The sequence below is a fragment of the Affinirhizobium lemnae genome (genome assembly GCF_022968395.1).
Taxonomy (GTDB): Bacteria; Pseudomonadota; Alphaproteobacteria; order Rhizobiales; family Rhizobiaceae; genus Neorhizobium; species Neorhizobium lemnae.
The window spans coordinates 21,589-39,260 of record NZ_JALJQZ010000011.1 but is presented as its reverse complement, the minus strand read 5'-3'; the positions used below and the strand labels follow the sequence as shown (position 1 = coordinate 39,260).

Annotated in this window: 14 protein-coding genes; 8 read left to right on the top strand and 6 right to left on the bottom strand. The window is 56.3% G+C overall.

Annotated elements, in window-relative coordinates:
* Nucleotides 1-95: 95 nt before the first annotated feature.
* Together MUU53_RS09325 and MUU53_RS09320 are read right to left on the bottom strand one after the other, a co-directional pair.
* Complete coding sequence (locus MUU53_RS09325) at nt 96-1,502, bottom strand: multicopper oxidase family protein (RefSeq protein ID WP_247260656.1); 1,407 nt, start codon at nt 1,500-1,502, stop codon at nt 96-98.
* An 87-nt stretch (nt 1,503-1,589) separates the two neighbouring features.
* Entirely contained in the window at nt 1,590-2,837 is a 1,248-nt protein-coding gene (locus tag MUU53_RS09320; RefSeq protein ID WP_247260655.1) for an MFS transporter, read from the bottom strand.
* 314 nt (nt 2,838-3,151) lie between these two features.
* On the opposite strand from MUU53_RS09320, the gene aspS reads away from it, so the two are divergent.
* The 4 genes from aspS to MUU53_RS09300 all read left to right on the top strand — a co-directional run bounded on the left by aspS (nt 3,152) and on the right by MUU53_RS09300 (nt 8,426).
* A complete protein-coding gene (aspS, locus tag MUU53_RS09315) occupies nt 3,152-4,996 on the top strand; it encodes an aspartate--tRNA ligase (protein WP_247260654.1) in 1,845 nt (614 codons plus the stop codon).
* Nucleotides 4,997-5,137: 141 nt separating this feature from the next.
* Complete coding sequence (locus tag MUU53_RS09310; RefSeq protein WP_247260653.1) at nt 5,138-5,461, top strand: DUF1236 domain-containing protein; 324 nt, start codon at nt 5,138-5,140, stop codon at nt 5,459-5,461.
* A gap of 201 nt (nt 5,462-5,662) precedes the next feature.
* Entirely contained in the window at nt 5,663-6,307 is a 645-nt protein-coding gene (locus MUU53_RS09305; RefSeq protein WP_247260652.1) for a glutathione S-transferase family protein, read from the top strand.
* Between the two features lie 25 nt (nt 6,308-6,332).
* Nucleotides 6,333-8,426: a putative bifunctional diguanylate cyclase/phosphodiesterase gene (locus tag MUU53_RS09300; RefSeq protein WP_247260651.1), complete on the top strand. Its 2,094-nt coding sequence runs from the start codon at nt 6,333-6,335 to the stop codon at nt 8,424-8,426.
* Between the two features lie 62 nt (nt 8,427-8,488).
* On the opposite strand, the gene MUU53_RS09295 is transcribed toward MUU53_RS09300, so the two are convergent.
* Nucleotides 8,489-9,679 carry a hypothetical protein gene (locus MUU53_RS09295; RefSeq protein WP_247260650.1) on the bottom strand — a complete coding sequence of 397 codons (1,191 nt, stop codon included), beginning with the start codon at nt 9,677-9,679 and terminating at the stop codon, nt 8,489-8,491.
* 184 nt (nt 9,680-9,863) lie between these two features.
* Between MUU53_RS09295 and parC the strand changes: the two genes are divergently transcribed.
* Entirely contained in the window at nt 9,864-12,125 is a 2,262-nt protein-coding gene (parC, locus tag MUU53_RS09290) for a DNA topoisomerase IV subunit A (protein ID WP_247260649.1), read from the top strand.
* A gap of 89 nt (nt 12,126-12,214) precedes the next feature.
* On the opposite strand, the gene MUU53_RS09285 is transcribed toward parC, so the two are convergent.
* The 3 genes from MUU53_RS09285 to hemB form a co-directional block, all read right to left on the bottom strand.
* Complete coding sequence (locus tag MUU53_RS09285) at nt 12,215-12,976, bottom strand: arginyltransferase (RefSeq protein ID WP_062552679.1); 762 nt, start codon at nt 12,974-12,976, stop codon at nt 12,215-12,217.
* Between the two features lie 114 nt (nt 12,977-13,090).
* Complete coding sequence (locus MUU53_RS09280; RefSeq protein WP_247260648.1) at nt 13,091-13,549, bottom strand: RDD family protein; 459 nt, start codon at nt 13,547-13,549, stop codon at nt 13,091-13,093.
* Nucleotides 13,550-13,629: 80 nt separating this feature from the next.
* Nucleotides 13,630-14,643 carry a porphobilinogen synthase gene (gene hemB / locus MUU53_RS09275; protein WP_247260647.1) on the bottom strand — a complete coding sequence of 338 codons (1,014 nt, stop codon included), beginning with the start codon at nt 14,641-14,643 and terminating at the stop codon, nt 13,630-13,632.
* 116 nt (nt 14,644-14,759) lie between these two features.
* Here hemB and MUU53_RS09270 point away from each other — a divergent pair, with 116 nt between their 5' ends.
* The 3 genes from MUU53_RS09270 to MUU53_RS09260 all read left to right on the top strand — a co-directional run bounded on the left by MUU53_RS09270 (nt 14,760) and on the right by MUU53_RS09260 (nt 17,622).
* Nucleotides 14,760-15,200 (top strand): DUF6163 family protein, encoded by a 441-nt coding sequence (locus MUU53_RS09270; protein ID WP_247260646.1) that lies wholly within the window; start codon nt 14,760-14,762, stop codon nt 15,198-15,200.
* 233 nt (nt 15,201-15,433) lie between these two features.
* Nucleotides 15,434-15,946, top strand: a complete 513-nt coding sequence (gene ldtR / locus MUU53_RS09265; protein WP_247260744.1) for a transcriptional regulator LdtR — start codon at nt 15,434-15,436, stop codon at nt 15,944-15,946.
* Between the two features lie 341 nt (nt 15,947-16,287).
* A complete protein-coding gene (locus MUU53_RS09260) occupies nt 16,288-17,622 on the top strand; it encodes a L,D-transpeptidase family protein (protein ID WP_247260645.1) in 1,335 nt (444 codons plus the stop codon).
* Nucleotides 17,623-17,672: the final 50 nt, after the last annotated feature.

The window sequence follows — 17,672 nt, the reverse complement described above, 5'->3', positions numbered from 1 at the left end:
TTCGTCAGCCAAAGTCAACAGATGGAGCGTTGCGATGGATCAACCCCCGGTATTATTCGCTGCTTTGTCGTTAAGATGGCAACATTGTACAAAGTTCAGATTACCCGGACGTAGGACGTCATTCCGCTCTTTTGATGCTCGATGATATGGCAATGCATGACCCAGTCACCTGGATTTTCGGCAACCAGTGATAGTTGTACTTTCTCGTCTGGCAGGGCCAGATAGGTATCGGTAATCAGAGGCGGAACCTGCCTCAAACTGGAAGAAACGACCTGAAAGTTCATTCCGTGCAAATGGATCGGGTGGACGTGCGGCGTCAGGTTCTCCAGATTGAAGACATAGCTCTTGCCCAGCTTCAACTCCGCAAGCGGCGCGGTCGGATCGGCGCTGTCCCCAGGCCAAGGCACACGATTAATGGCCCAGAACGTATATCCAAGCGAGCCGCAGAAGGATTCCTTTGCGCCACCTTCTGCCGTAGCGCTGAGGATCAGCGGTATCTGCTCTGCATTCTTGAGATCAGGCTCCTGCCATGGATTGGCTGAGAGAGGTGGCAGATCCTCGAGCCGGTGCTTCAGGCTTTGGCCGATGGCCTTGAAGGTCGCAACAGTTTTTGCGGTGGAAGGGCGAGTGTCCAAAAGCGACACGACACTGCCTTCGACATCCGGCATGCGAAGCGCAAGGTCGAGGCGCTGACCGGGCCCGATGACCGCCGTTTCCAGTCGGAAACGCTCCGGCATCGGCTGGCTGTCGACGGCAATCACGTCGGCATCGGCACCATCCAACCGAAGCTGGTAGATGCGGGTCACATCACTGGCAACGAGGCGCAAACGTACAATTCCACCTGATGGCGCCTCATAGGCAGGCTGAACCTGCCAATTCGCTCCTCTCACGGTGCCGAATGTTCCGTTTCTGGCGGCATCCCGTGGTTTGAACTGTTCGATAAACTGTCCGTCCGCCCCAAGCCTCCAATCGCGCAGATTGATCGCGATTTCTGCATCGAATTGCGGATCCTTCGAGTCCTCGACAATCAGCATTCCCGTCATACCGCGGCCCATCTGTGTCAGCGTATTGCAGTGGGGATGGTACCAGAAGGTGCCTGCATCTGGTGCCGCAAACCGATAGTCGAAGCTGTCGCCCGTATAGACATAGGGTTGGGTCAGAAAGGGAACGCCATCCATCCGGTTCTCGATGCGCAGGCCATGCCAGTGAATGGTCGTTGGCTCATCGAGACGGTTCACAAGCTTCGCGGAAAAGGGTTCCCCACGCTTCAAGCGCAAAGTCGGCGGCATCAACGCATCCGGCTCGCCAAGGGAGCGATAGGTCATGACGCCATCGGTCAGATGCTGACCGTCCAGCAAGGCTTTGGCGTTCACGGCCTCAAGTTCGACCTTGCTGGCTGCATTTGCCGTTTCGCTTGAAACTATCGCGGCACCAAGCCCCGTTCCATAGGCCGCAATGCCAAGACCAGCTTTCAGCAAGCTTCTGCGGTTCATCTGGATCATGGTGGCGCGTCCTGCTTCTTATCGCCGCCTTTTAAACCTGAGTACACAAATCATCAATGAGCTGACGCGGGCAGAGTGACGCAGTGTTCAGGTCCGTGGTGGCTGACGCTCGTCATCGGGTGCCCCAGCCAGCTTGTTGAAATAGGCGGAGGTCCGCAGCAGAGCCTGAAAACGTCCAGGTCTTTGTTCCGGTGGAACAGCAGGGCGGGTTTTCATTCTCAGGAATGTGTAGACAAGGAACCCGGTGAATATGAACGAGGTGTAGATAAAGAACACTTTGGGGCCGATGAACTGCAGCAAAAGCGAGGCAAGCAGCGGTCCTATGGTTGCCCCGATGGACCAGAAAAATAGAAGCCCTGCCGAAACCAGTGCGTGCTCGCCCGGCTTTGCGTGGTCGTTGGCGTGCGCTGAGCAAAGCGAGTAAAGTGGCATTGCAAAGGCACCGTATATGAAGATGCCGATAATGTTTGCCGTTTGATCGAGGCCCGCGAAAAATGAAAGGTATCCGCCTGTCAGGATCGTTCCGACCGTTGCCCAGATGATAACTTTACGCCGATCCAGCTTGTCGGAATAAAGGCCGAGGGGATATTGCAGAACGACGCCGCCGATGATGCCTGCGCTCATAAAGGTGGCGATACCCGTAACGCTCATACCGATATCCTGCGCATAGATCGGTCCGATATTGCGGAATGCCGCCATCGCGAGACCCACGGCAATGACGCCGACCACGGATAGCGGCGAGATCCGCCAGACCGCCAAAATATCGTAATTGATGGCTTCCGGTGGCGTAGGGTGCGAGCGGTCTGCGACAGAAATCGGCACCAGCGACATCGCCATGGCAATGGCAACCAGCGAAAAAATGACCGGCCCTTCGACGCCAAGTGCCGGAATGAGATATTGGGCCAGTGTTACCGAAGACAGATCAACCAAGCGATAGACAGATAGCGTCCTTGCTCGGTTGGCATTGGTGACCTTGGCATTGATCCAGCTTTCGATGACGGCGAAAAGACTGGCCACCGCAACGCCAATGATAAACCGCATTAGCATCCAGAAGCCGGGTTCGATGATGAGCGGCATGAGAATGCAACAGCTTGCCGTTATGGCCGCCATGGCTGCGAAGCTGCGGATATGGCCGATCGACCGCAAGATTCGTGTTACATAGAGGCAACCAACAGCGAACCCGACGCTATAGGCGGCACCGATCATTCCGATCGTTGATGGTGAAAAGCCCTCGGCGGACCCGCGAAGCGCAATATAGGTTCCCTGTAGGCCGTTGCCGCCAATCAGTATGCCGGCAGTAACGAGCAGGGGGATCAGCGGGCGTATGGTGGACATGGTTCGGGCCATCTGCTGTGCTTAACGAGCGAGGGGCCATTCCCATGCGTCGTTCCATTATTTTAGTCACGCCTTGAGTCGGAAGATAGTTCAGAGCTTAGATTGATCCATCACGGGAACTGATGGATGCCCAGACTTTGCACGCGATCTCTGTCGTGTCTCAATAAATATCGAGGCGCCAAATCCTGTGCACCGCTTCTCTCCTTGGCAGTTATGCTTGACAAATCTGGCGCACCATGCGCTTTTCCGCCCGATTTTAAACGCTGGCCGGAATCTGTCTTTCGCGCTGGCTTACCCGATTCCAGGATTTTGAAATGCACCCTTATCGCAGCCACACCTGTGCCGCTCTCAGGAAGTCCGATGTCGGCGCGACCGTTCGCCTCTCCGGCTGGGTCCACCGTGTTCGTGATCACGGCGGCGTTCTGTTCATCGACCTTCGCGACCATTATGGAATGACCCAGGTTGTCGCCGATCCCGATAGTCCGGCCTTCAAGGTCGCCGAAACCGTTCGCGGCGAATGGGTCATTCGTATCGATGGCGTGGTCAAGGCCCGCACCGACGAAACTGTCAACAAGAACATGCCGACGGGCGAAATCGAGCTCTATGCCAAGGAGATCGAGGTTCTGTCGGCTGCCAAGGAACTGCCGCTGCCGGTCTTCGGTGAACCGGAATACCCGGAAGATGTTCGCCTGAAGTATCGCTTCCTCGATCTACGCCGCGAAACGCTGCACAAGAATATCGTCAAGCGTACGCAGATCATCGCGGCCATACGGTCCGGTATGACGTCCGCCGGATTTGCCGAATACTCGACGCCTATTCTGACCGCATCTTCGCCGGAAGGTGCGCGTGACTTCCTCGTGCCGAGCCGCATTCATCCCGGCAAGTTCTTCGCGCTGCCGCAGGCGCCGCAGCAGTACAAGCAGCTTCTGATGGTGGCTGGCTTCGACCGCTACTTCCAGATCGCGCCGTGCTTCCGCGATGAGGATCCGCGCGCAGACCGTCTGCCGGGCGAATTCTACCAGCTCGACGTCGAGATGAGTTTCGTAACCCAGGAAGATGTCTGGGGCACGATGGAGCCGATGATGACGGCGGTGTTCGAACAGTTTGCCGAGGGCAAGCCTGTAACGAAGAACTGGCCGCGCATTCCCTATGATGAAGCGATCCGCAAGTACGGCTCGGACAAGCCGGATCTGCGCAACCCCATCACCATGCAGGCTGTGACCGAGCATTTCGCTGGCTCAGGCTTCAAGGTCTTCGCGAACATGATTACGTCGAACCCGAAGGTCGAAGTCTGGGCAATTCCGGCGAAGACCGGCGGTAGCCGCGCTTTCTGCGACCGCATGAATGCCTGGGCGCAAGCGCAGGGCCAGCCGGGTCTCGGTTACATCTTCTGGCGCCAGGAAACAACTGACGATGCAACTTGGCCTTCCGATGGTAGCCTGCCAACCGATGAATCGTCTTGGCGACCAGTGGGTTCTGGTCCGCTTGCCAAGAACATTGGCCCAGAACGAACAGAAGCTATTCGCACGCAGCTTGGACTGGAAGCCGGTGACGCCTGCTTCTTCGTGGCGGGCGATCCTGCCAAGTTCTACAAGTTCGCTGGTGAAGCCCGCACGCGCGCAGGCGAGGAACTGAACCTCGTTGATCGCGATCGCTACGAGTTCTGCTGGATCGTCGATTTCCCGTTCTTCGAATACAACGAAGAAGACAAGAAGATCGATTTCGCTCACAACCCGTTCTCGATGCCGCAGGGCGGATTGGATGCTCTCGAAAACCAGGATCCTCTGACGATCAAGGCCTATCAGTACGATGCCGTCTGCAACGGCTTCGAGATCGCCTCGGGCTCCATCCGTAACCAGTCGCCGGATCTTATGGTCAAGGCCTTCGAACTGGTTGGTCTCTCCAAGGCTGACGTCGAAGAGCGTTTTGGCGGCATGTACCGCGCATTCCAGTATGGTGCGCCTCCACACGGCGGTTGCGCCTTCGGTATCGACCGCGTCGTCATGCTTCTGGTGGGCGCGAAGAACCTGCGCGAAATCACGCTGTTCCCGATGAACCAGCAGGCCCAGGATCTGCTGATGAATGCGCCGTCGGAGGCAACTCCGACGCAGCTTCGCGAGCTTTCGCTGCGCGTTATCCCGCCGCAGAAGAAAGACTGATCGTCAGGCTGATTATCGTCTTCAACGCCGCCGCTTTTAGAAAGCGGCGGCGTTTTTGTTTATCCGCCGATGGGGCCATCGCGAGGGAACCAAGTCACCATCCCGGTGTTGTCTGGCAGAACAAACACAGGGAGAATTGGAATGTTGAAGTCGATGATCGTCGCATCTGCGACCCTTTTCATGTCGACTGCTGCCTTTGCGCAATCCACCGTGATCGTATCCGAACCGCCGCCGCCAGGCGCGGTCGTCGTTCGCGAAATGCCTGCGCAGGTGCGGACCTACGTCATGCAACAGAGCGTCCCGTCCGTTTCCTATCAAGGCGACGTTCTGGTCGGTCGTGTGCTGCCGCAGGATGTCGATGTACATGTGGTCGATGGCTATAACGACTACGCCTATACGGTCGTGAACGAGCGACGTGTCGTTGTCGATCCAGACACGCGTCGTGTCATTCAGGTTCTTGATTGAAGGCCAGTATCTGCTCTACGTGAGTAGTAAATTGCCCACGCCTTCTTATGTAAATCGCTTTATTAGTTTTTGTTGAAATTAGAAACTGAAACCTTATTCATAACCACTTTGAATTTCGTCGATACAATCGACGGTATCTCTTCAACTAAATCTCAACGGATTTAATACATAGTAGATGTGTTAATGTGCCGAGGAGGGATCATGGATCGAATTTATGTCACCCGGGGTTCTGGAAACTGTTTCAAACCATTTCTGGCATCTTCGTATTGCGACAAAACACTAGACTTTATCGATGTTAATTTATTAGGTGGCGAACATAAATCTGATGCGTTTCTCGCAATCAATGACCGGGGCCAGGTCCCGTATATGGTGACCGGGTCAGGGGTCGGCATCGGTGAGTCAAACGCCATGCTTTGGCTTATCGCCGATGGCTCCGACCTTATGCCGGATACAGCTGTAGAACGAGCCCGCAGCCTGCAATGGATGTTCTTCGAGCAGTCCAAACTGGAGCCGTTTATTTCACCCGCACGTTTTCTTACCTTTATTGCTCCGCAACTGGGGAAGGGCAGAGAATCCGACATTGCCAACTGGTTGGAAAAGGCAAGAAGTGGTCTCGCTAACCTGGATGCACATCTCGGCAAGAGCAGCTTCATGCTGGGAGAGCGCTACGGGATCACGGATATCGCCGTTTTCGGCTATGTACACGTGTCTCACGAAGCAGGGATAGACATGGCTGAATTCCCAGCCGTTCAGCGGTGGATTGACCGCGTTGCCTCCACACCCAGATTCCGGCCACTGGCCGAGCTTTGCATCAATGCGCGCCCGTTCTCGCAGGGTCTCGCTTAAAAAAACGTAGCGGGGAGGAGGCTGCATGCCAAAGGTGAGTGTGGCGAAGAGAGTGGCACTTCAGGCCGAAGCGGAGCCTGCTGTCTGGCACGGGCGCGATCTGCTGGACCGACTTGCAACCGCAGTGTGGATCTTCGATATCGATGAAGGACGTGTTGTCTGGGGGAATGAGATGGCGCTCGATATCTGGGCCGCTGTCGACTTGGAGGAACTGCGCGCGCGCCGCATGAAAGACAATATGTCGCCGGCGGTTTCTCGTCGTCTGCTGCAATATCAAATCGATTTTATCGAAAAAGATGCGGTCTTCACCGAAATGTGGACGCTGTATCCACGGGGCGTGCCTCGTCCACTTCAGGTCCGCTTTAGCGGCTTCCGTTTGCCTGATGGGCGTATGGCCATGCTCTGTGAGGGACGCGATGAGATGAGCCTGGTGCCGGAGGCCATTCGTAGCGCCGACGTTCTGCTTCACACCCATCTCATGATATCTCTACATACAATCGAAGGGCGAACACTATACTGCAATCCAGCCGCGAGGGCGGACTTCGACATTCGGTACGGCTCCCTCAGTGATCGCTTCGTCGATCCGCATGACTTTACATCTTTGTTGCACCAGTTGGAGAGCGTTGGCGAAGCCCGATTGATTGCCGAGGTCTACACAGCCCAGGGAAAGCGCTGGCATGAACTTATTGCGCGTTCCTGCTTTGATCCGGTCTCAGGCTCGCCCTCTCTCATCCTGAGCGAGTCCGACGTCACGGAACTCAAGGAGGCGGAGGCGTTGGCGAAAAAGCTGGCGCATCATGACCCCCTAACAGGCCTCTACAACCGGCTGAGCCTACCTCTGCGCTTCGAGGAGTTGGCGGCAAGAGCTCAGCGCATGGGATCCCGCATCAGCCTGCTCTTCATCGATCTCGATCAATTCAAGGCAGTCAACGATACCCTAGGTCATCTGCAGGGAGACAATCTTCTGCGTGACGTTGCGGGACGGTTGCGCGAAATCTGTAGCGAAGATGATGTCGTGGTGCGTTTGGCAGGGGATGAATTCCTGTTCCTGCTTCTTCAGCGTCAGGATGTTGCTTGTCGGTTGAAAAGCGTTTCAGACAGTGTACTGGAAAGGCTTTCCATTACGGTTGAAAGCGACCGACACCAGTTGATGGTCACACCCAGTATTGGAATTGCCCACTATCCGGACCACGGGACCGATATCCAGGCACTGATGCGTCGCGCTGATCTTGCCATGTATCAGGCGAAGGCCGCTGGCCGAAACCAGGTCTTCGTTTATAACGAAACACTCAGCCGGGCGCGCGAAGAGGAGCTTGAATTGCTGAGCGGTCTTCGGGATGGGCTGCGCTATGGACAGATCATTCCCTTTTATCAGCCTCGTGTCAGTGCAGAAGATGGCAGCATAATCGGTATGGAAGCACTGGCACGGTGGAAACATCCCAAGCTCGGCATGGTGCCGCCGTCGACGTTTATTCCTCTTGCGGAAAAAGCAGGGCTCATCAATCAGATCGGGACGATTGTCCTTGAACAAGCCGTCGAGCAGCGCGAACAATGGATGCGGAACGGCATCGATTTAACTATTTCTGTCAACCTGTCCCTCCGTCAGCTTTGCGAAACAGGATTCAGCGATGTGGTAGAAGCCTGCCTCAACCGCCATTCCTGCCCTCCGGAGCGCTTGGAGCTTGAATTGACCGAAACTCTATTCTCTGAAAGTGATCCCCTCGTCCAGGAAAACCTGAACAGGATCAGAGCGCTCGGCGTCCGAATCGCAATCGACGATTTCGGGACTGGCTATTCCAACATTGCCCGACTGAACGAGTTAGCAGTCGATTGCATCAAGATCGACCGAAGCCTTGTTTCGCAACTTCCGAAGAATGAGGAAATGGTCAGGCTCGTCATCTCCATGTGCAAGCTGATGCAGGTTACCATTGTTGCCGAAGGCATCGAAAACGAAACAGTTGCGGAATGGGCGCGATCCCATGGCGTTCAGGAATTGCAAGGCTATCTCTACGGTGCGCCGCTTCCGGCCGCTTGCGCTGAAAAACTCGCCCGGAACAGTAATCTACAGTTCTCGAAGATTGACGTCGATAACAATCGTTTTGTCGCAGCCGGGATTTGACGCGTGAAAAAAAGGCGCCGATCAGCAATCGGCGCCATTGAGGCTCGAAAGTTGCATGCCGCTTAATCGTTGGCAGAGATCGAAACGCCCAGCATGTCCGGGAGCGAATTCGGAGCCGCCTGCGCTGCGCCAATGATCATAGGAAGCGGAACTGGGTTCGCAGGCTCTGCCGTAATCGTGATGTTCTGAGGATTGTCGAGGTAGGTATTCACTGCGCTGGAGACGGCGTTCTGGAGCTTGGGCAGATTGGCCTGCGCCATCGCCAGCGGCACCATGCCCTTGAGCATCATGGCCATTTGTTCGCCTGAAACATTCTGGCTCTTGCCCGCATAGTTCAGGGACCGCTTGGTAATGCCGTCGTCCGAGAAGCTGATCTGCGCGCTGTTGAAGGTCAACTGCTGGAGAAGGCCAAGCATGGCAAGGCCCGCAGCCTGCTGGGCGGCTTCCTTGTTCGGATTGGCTTCCATGGCCGCGGTCGTATCGCGCAGCGACTTCAGGAAGCTCGGCGTATAACCGGACAGGCTGAACGTCATATCGAGACGACCGATATTGGCGAAATCGAAGGCATATTCCGTGATGTCGATCGTTCCGGGGCCAACTTCCCATTCGCCCTCCATGGTGATGGTACCATCGATCTTGGTCAGGCCAAGGCTTTCGATGGTTGCCTTTGCATTGACATCGTCAACGGTAGAGAGATCGACCTTCACGCCATCGACAGAAGCGCTGAAGCTCAGGCTGGAATTGTCGTCCGAGCGTTCGGTCGTCACCTTGGATTCTGCGATAGCAACGACCTGCTTCCCGTCAACCGTTACCTCAACAGGACCGCTGTGCGCTTCGTCGTAGACCATCAGGGAATCAATGGTGTCGCCATTGGTATTGCCGGGAATGTAGAGGCCTGCGAAGTAGAGATCCTTTGCTGTAATCTGGGTCTTGTCTTCGCTGGCATTGATGTTGGCGAACGTCATTCTCTCGACCGTATAGCCGCCGCCCTTGGCATCTTTCACGCCGGTCAGCTGGACATCGCCGATATTCAGACGCGAGCCACCCTTGGTGTCGCCGACGGTTACGCCCTTCAGTGTCACGTTGGAGCCGTTGATGTCAACGGACGCTGGCGTGATGTTGCCGGGCTGAAGATTGAAGCCAGCCGTCAGCTTCTTCATAAGATCCGCGCCGTCGAGTGCGAAGGCAGGAGAGCTGACAAGCCATAGTGCGGCCCCAACGGAAAGCAGTTGTTTGGAACGAATATGCAGCATCAAGCGATCCTCCAGCGGTCGGCATGGCAAACTGAACTCTGATTCCCGCCCTTTATATGCACTTAGCTCAAAAGGTCCATGGGGCATGCAACCCAGTGTTCAATCTCCCGTCGTTTCACGCTCATCCACAGCCCGCTTGCAAGGCTTTGTTGCCGGGAATCAGGCTTTCCGATAGTCAAGGACCATGGGAAAAAATCTGACACCTCCGCCCGACGACGATGGCGGCGATAACATCCTGCCGGTGGACCTGAAGGCCGCCCTTGAGGAGCGTTATCTCGCCTACGCCTTGTCAACAATCATGCACCGCGCGCTTCCGGATGTGCGTGACGGCCTGAAGCCGGTGCATCGCCGCATTATCCATGCCATGAGCGAGATGGGGATCAGGCCCAACTCCGCGTTCAAGAAGTGTGCTCGTATCGTCGGCGACGTGATCGGTAAATTCCATCCGCATGGCGACCAATCGGTATATGACGCTTTGGTACGTCTCGCGCAGGACTTTTCGCAGCGTTACCCCGTGGTCGACGGACAGGGCAACTTCGGCAATATCGATGGCGACAGTGCAGCTGCCTACCGATACACCGAAGCCCGAATGACCGAAGTAGCGGCTCTGCTGCTGGAAGGCGTCGATCAGGACGCCGTCGATTTTCGTGCCACCTACAACGAAGAAGACGAAGAGCCGACGGTTCTGCCGGGCGCTTTCCCGAACCTTCTGGCGAATGGCGCATCGGGAATCGCGGTGGGTATGGCGACATCCATACCCCCTCACAACGCACATGAGCTCTGTGACGCGGCTCTGCATCTCATCAAGCATCCGGATGCGCCGGTTGAAAAGCTTGTGGAATTCGTGCCCGGACCGGATTTCCCGACAGGTGGCGTCATCATCGATGGTCGAGAGTCGATCATTGATGCCTACAAGACTGGTCGCGGTGGTTTCCGCGTCCGTGCGAAATGGGAAACCGAGGATCTGGGCCGCGGCGGCTATCAGATCATCATCACGGAAATTCCATTTCAGGTTCAGAAGTCCCGCCTGATCGAAAAGATCGCGGAGCTTCTCATTGCCCGCAAGCTTCCGCTGCTGGAAGACGTGCGCGACGAGTCGGCGGAAGACATCCGCGTCGTGCTGGTGCCAAAGAACCGCACCGTCGATGCGACACTTCTCATGGAATCGCTCTTCCGCCTGACGGAGCTGGAAAGCCGGTTCCCGCTGAACATGAACGTTCTCTCCATGGGCAAGGTGCCCAAGGTGATGGCTTTGAACGAGGTTCTGCTGGAGTGGCTGCAGCACCGAAAGGACGTGCTGATCCGCCGTTCGCGTTTCCGCCTGGCTGCCATTGAGCGTCGGCTGGAAATCCTCGGCGGTCTGTTGATCGCCTACCTCAATCTGGATGAAGTAATCCGCATCATTCGCGAGGAGGATGAGCCGAAGCCGGTCATGGTCGCCAAATGGCAACTGACCGACGTGCAAGTCGAAGCTATTCTGAACATGCGCCTGCGCAATCTGCGCAAGCTGGAGGAATTCGAGATCCGCAAGGAGTTCGATGAACTCACGAAGGAGAAGGCCGATATCGACGCCCTGCTTGCCTCAGACGACAAACAGTGGAAAGTGATCGAGCATGAGATTCAGGATGTTCGCAAGAATTTTGCCAAGGGCAAGGGAAAGCCGTTTGCACGCCTGACCCAGTTTGCGGACGCGCCGGAGGCCGATATCGAAGCCATCCAGCAGGCCATGATCGAGAAGGAGCCGATTACAGTCGTCATCTCCCAGAAGGGCTGGATCCGTGCGCTGAAGGGTCATATCGGCGATACGTCCGGTCTGACGTTCAAGGAAGGTGATGGATTCAAGATCGCTTTCCCGGCGCAGACGACCGACAAGATCCTGCTCCTGACCACGGGTGGCAAGGCCTATACGCTGGGAGCCGACAAGCTGCCCGGTGGACGCGGCCATGGCGAACCGATCCGCATCATGGTCGATATGGAAAACGACCAGGATGTTCTGACGGCCTTCGTGCACGACCCATCGCGCAAGCTTCTGCTAGCCTCAACAGCGGGCAATGGTTTCATCGTGCCGGAAACCGAACTCGTGGCGAATACCCGCAAGGGCAAGCAGATCATGAATGTATGCATGCCTGATGAGGCAAAGCTGGTGATCACCGTGGCGGGTGATCATGTGGCGATCGTGGGAGAAAACCGGAAACTGCTGGTGTTCCCGATGGCGCAACTGCCGGAAATGAACCGCGGCAAGGGCGTGCGTCTGCAGCGCTACAAGGACGGCGGTATTTCCGATATCAAATGCTTTGCCATTGCCGATGGTCTGACCTGGGAAGACAGTGCCGGGCGGGTGTTCTCCAAGAACAAGGATGAACTGCTGGAATGGCTCGGTGACCGTGCAACCGCTGGCCGCTCTGTCCCGAAGGGTTTCCCCCGCAGTGGAAAGTTCAGCGGCTGATCAGGAATAGGGGACGGTGTGATCGCGCAGGAAGCGCGTCGCACCGTCTTCATCGATCTCGCCGGGCGCGACAGCGCGAGCGAGCATGTTTAGTTATCATTTCCTAAATCATACCGTTCCCAGCCTCTCGGGGTCAGGTGTTCCTGCGGCTGGTAACGCGTCTTGTAATGCATCTTTGCAGAACCCTTGACCCAGTAGCCGAGATAGACGTGGGGCAGCCCCAATTGCCGGGTCCGATTGATGTGATCGAGAATGATGAAAGTGCCGAGTGATCGCTTCTCCATGTCCGGCTTGAAGAAAGAGTAGACCATGGAAAGGCCATCGCTCATCAGATCGGTCAGCGCCACGCCGATGAGTTCCCCTTGCGGCTTGTCTCCGATGCCTTGGCCCGGCACGCGACGGCGATACTCAACAAGGCGCGTGTTGACATGGGTGTCTTCCACCATGATCGCATAGTCGAGCGCCGACATATCTGACATGCCGCCGCGCTGATGACGGCTATCGAGGTACTCCCGGAAAAGAGTGAACTGTTCTGTGGAAGGTTGGGTCGGGACCATCGTCCCCACCAGATCGCGGTTCGCACCCAATACCTTGCGCATGGTTCGGTTTGGCTCGAACTCGTTCGCCAGAATCCGAACCGAAACACAGGCCCGGCATCCCTCGCAGGCCGGACGGTAGGCAATGTTTTGAGAGCGGCGAAATCCGCCCTGTGTCAAAAGGTCGTTCATCTCGGCGGCGCGAGGACCAACAAGGTGAGTGAAGACCTTGCGTTCCATCTCGCCCGCAAGATACGGGCAGGCTGCCGGTGCCGTCAGATAGAACTGAGGAGATGGCGTTGCCTGGGTATTCATACGTAGAACTTGACCTTTGCTGATGTCCAGTCGGCACTAATGCCTCCCGCGCCTGAGACACTAGCATGGCGCAACTTCCCAAAAGGTCAACAGAAGCAGCGCAACTTGGTTCGATCAAACCGTACGCACGATCACCGTTCCAAGCAGCATGTCGTGTACGAGACGCGAGCGATCCGTGAAAAGACCTGCAAGCAGGATCAGCGGCGTCAGGACCGAGTTCAATATCCAGAAGAGCACCATGTGAACGACTGCGGTCAGGAAATCCAGGCGACGACCATCGACCCGCATCATCGCGATGCCTGCTGCCCGCATGCCGGGGCTCGCCTGCGAGCGACCACCAAGCGTCATGCCGAAATAGATCAGCGCGACGATGACGAAGAGGGCCGGATAGAGGAAGAAGCCAAGTCCGAGCGTGATGATTCCGAGGAAGAAAACCACGATCGCCGCCGGAATGCAGAGAAGCAGAACCAGCATGTAATCGATCACGAAGGCAAAGATCCGGCGAGACAGCACGCCGCGATAGGCGCGCCAATCTTCCGGTGCGGCAACGACAGTGCTGTTATCGAACGACATCGAGGATCTCCTTCGGTTCTCGACACGAGATATGGGAAGCCATGATGAACTCTACAATATGGCTTTTGCTGAAGTGTGCTTTAGCTTCGCGCCAGCTTTCTTGCGACCTCGGTCGCGAAATAGGTCAGGATACCGTCACAGCCCGCGCGTTTGAAGCAGAGCAAGGTCTCCATCATGATACGCTCGCCATCGATCCAACCGTTCATGGCAGCAGCCTTGATCTGCGTATATTCCCCGGAAACCTGATAGGCGTAGGTCGGGAGACCGAAGGCTTCCTTCATGCGCCAGCAGATATCGAGATAGGCAAGCCCAGGCTTCACCATCAGCATATCGGCGCCTTCTTCTACATCGAGTGCGGCGTCGAGCATTGCCTCGGTGCCGTTGGCCGGGTTGATGTAATAGCTATTTTTGTCGCCCTTCAGCAGACCGCCGGTGTTGATGGCCTCGCGGTAAGGGCCGTAAAAGCCGGACGAAAACTTGGTGGCGTAAGACATGATGCCGACATCCTGATGCCCGGCGGCGTCAAGCGCTCGGCGAATTGCTCCAATCCGTCCATCCATCATTTCCGACGGCGCGATGATGTCGGCTCCGGCATCGGCCTGCATGACGGCGGCGCGGGACACCTGATCCACGGTTTCATCATTGACGATGACGCCGTCGCGTAAAATTCCATCATGTCCGTGGCTGGTGAAGGGATCGAGCGCCACATCCGTGATGATGCCGATGTTTGGAACGGCCTGTTTGACGGCGCGTGTGAACTGATTGATGAGATTGTCCCGCTCCAGGATCTGCGAGCCAGTCGGATCCCGCTTTTCCATTTCAATGTCAGGGAAGGGGGCAACAGCCGGAATGCCAAGTTCGGCTGCCTCCCGCAGCGCTTCCACCGCCTTGTCGACACTCATGCGGTTCACGCCTGGCATCGCCTTGATCGGATCAACGATGTTTGTCCCCGGCATGATGAAAATGGGCCAGATCAGATCATCGACCGTCACCCGGTTTTCCTGGGTCAGCCTGCGCGTCCAGTCCGCCTTTCGGTTGCGTCGCATGCGACGGTGGCCGGTGATCTCATCGACAAGATGCGTCTTGTTGCTCATGGCTGACCTCATTGCATTTCAATTGTGGTGCATGGCCTACCATGTGAGCAGGTTGAAGGCGAGGGGCAGGGGAGCACGCTCTGGCATGGAGCACCCAACGCGGCTATTCTGCATGGATGGAGATTGATTCACCCGCCTCGCCGAAGCGCAGTATCGCTGAAATTCTGTTTGTCGTGTTCCTGCGCGGCACCGCTGTTGTGTGCCTGTGGTTTGGGCTTCAGTATTGGAGCATGCTGGTAGGCTACTCCTTCGGCGGGCGCGCCCGGTTCGATCTCCTCACGCTCCCCTGGCGTGTCGCAGGCTCGGCGCTGGCGGTTGTTTTTCCGGTCGCATCGCTCGGTCTCTGGATGGCGACATCCTGGGGACCGGTGCTCTGGGTCATTGGTGCTGGCACGCAGATCCTCATGTACCAGGTCTGGCCCGAAATCTTTGGCCGCAATCTCGTTGTTCCGCTGCTCCATGGGCTTGTTGCTGCGCTGTATATCCTGTTCCGCATCGCGCTTTGGGTGGAAGAAAAGCGGAAGTTCGAGGAGCGGGTAAGGATTGATTTACCCTGATTTTCAAGCTTTTACGGCTGAATTTGGCTAAAAATTTAAACGTAAGCAACTGAATAAAAAGCAGAATTTATTATTCCGGTATGGGTGGGGCCAATCGGTCGAGCTGGGGAAAAGATGCGTTAGGGTTTCATTAGCCCTGTGTTTTAAGTCGAATTTTATGAGCATTCGATAGTGTCACTCACAAGGCGGGAAGAAAAACCAACACCGCTAAACAAAACAGTGAGGCAGACATGTTGAACAACCAGATCAAGCCGCAGGCAACTGCAGCAGCCGATAGTCATGAAGAAACTATTCGCAACCTTTACATGGAATCCCTGCACCTCGTCGAGCGCCTGCATCGCCGCCTGCTTGATGTGATCAAGGACGAGTTCGATCGTCAGGGACGCGACGATATCAATGCCGTCCAGGCTCTCCTCCTCTTCAACATCGGCAATTCCGAACTGACTGCCGGTGAGCTGCGCTCACGTGGCTACTACCTCGGCTCGAATGTTTCCTACAACGTCAAGAAGCTCGTTGACCTCGGCTTCATCAATCACCAGCGTTCACGTATCGACCGTCGCTCGGTTCGTATCAGCCTTACCAAGACCGGTCAGGAAATTGCAGAAGTCGTTGGTAAGCTCTACGAGCGCCACATCGGCTCAATCGAAAAGGTGGGCGGCATCGGCGAGCCTGAGTTCGTCCAGATGAACAAGCTGCTCCAGCGCCTGGATCGCTTCTGGAACGACACCATTGCTTATCGTATGTGATGAGGCTCTACAGTCCGATCCACCGGACTGCCATGCCAAAGCCACAGACGACCTCCACTTCGAAAACCGGACGTGCCCAGCGCGTCCGGTTTCGTGCTTTCTGGATCTATATGGTCACGAATTTTACACACCGCTGTGACCGAAACGCTCCTGACAAGAATTGGCCATATTGCTATGGGACCGCGAAACAAGTGTTGTGGCGCAACTTGTCCTCTCCATCCAGAGGCTCCCAGCGTCATGAAGAACGTGGATATTCGGGACAGCCTAATCTCCACCACGCTTTATTAACCATATCCGGTATAGGCATTGATGCTGTGCTGTCGGGTTAGATGGATTGAGTGATGTCGAACAAGAACAACTTCGAACTTATCTCGCGCAGATCGCTCCTGCGGTCGGCAGTCTCGCTTGGAGCCGCTGCGGTGGCTGCGCCGGTTCTGGCTCAGGATGCGCTTCAGGACATCATTTCCGCTCCTCGCCGCGGCGCATGGGACGATCAGTTCGACGCCAGCGCTGCTTCGCGCGCGACGGTCAATGTTGTTTCCAACAATCCCGTTCTCGGGTCACAGGCGCCCGGCTACATTCAGCAGGCGATTGGGGAATATCAGGGTATCGTCTCGAATGGCGGCTGGCCTCTGGTGACACCAGGGCAGGCAGGCTTACGAATTGGCAATGCAGACCCGGCGGTGCAGCAGCTTCGTCAGCGCTTGATGATATCCGGCGACCTTGCGCGCAATGCCGGGATGTCAACATCATTCGATTCCTATGTCGAAAGCGCCGTCAAGCGTTTCCAGGTTCGCCATGGTCTGCCGGCGGACGGCGTTCTGGGTGAGTTCACGCTGAAGGCGTTGAACGTTCCGGCAGAAACGCGCCTGATGCAGCTTCAGACGAACCTTGTTCGCGTGCAAGCGATGGCGGGTGATCTGGGCATTCGCCATGTCATGGTGAACATTCCAGCGGCCTATATCGAGGCAGTCGAATCGGACCGCGTCGTTCTTCGCAATACTGCCATTGTCGGCCGTATCGACCGCCCGACCCATCTTGTGAATTCGAAGATTTACGAAGTCATTCTCAACCCGTACTGGACGGCTCCCCGCTCGATCGTTGAGAAAGACATTGTGCCGTTGATGCGCAAGGATCCGACCTACCTGAAGCGCAACAACATCCGTCTCTTTGACGGAAGGGGCCAGGAAGTTGCGCCGGAAACGGTTGACTGGAATGCGCCGAAGGCACCAAACCTGATGTTCCGTCAGGACCCGGGCAAGATCAACGCCATGGCGTCGACTAAGATCAACTTCCATAACATAAACGGCGAGTACATGCATGACACCCCGCAGCAGGGGTTGTTCAACAAGTTGATGCGGTTTGAATCGTCCGGCTGCGTTCGTGTCCAGAACGTGCGAGATCTCGTGACCTGGCTGCTTCGGGATACGCCCCCGTGGAGCCGCCAGGAAATTGAGCGGGTCATCGCAACGGGCGAAAATACGCCGATCAAGCTGGCACAGGAAGTTCCGGTCTACTTCGTCTACATCACGGCCTGGTCCGCAAGGGATGGTGTCGTTCAGTTCCGTGACGATATCTACCAGCGTGATGGTGCAACTGAACTCGCACTGCAGACCAAGACCGGTACGGAGCAAAATCCCGGCTCGATCGAACAGGACATGCTGCCGCAGCAGTAAAAGATTGAATATGTCAGGTCTGGAAGGCCGACCTCCTCGCGAGGCCGGCC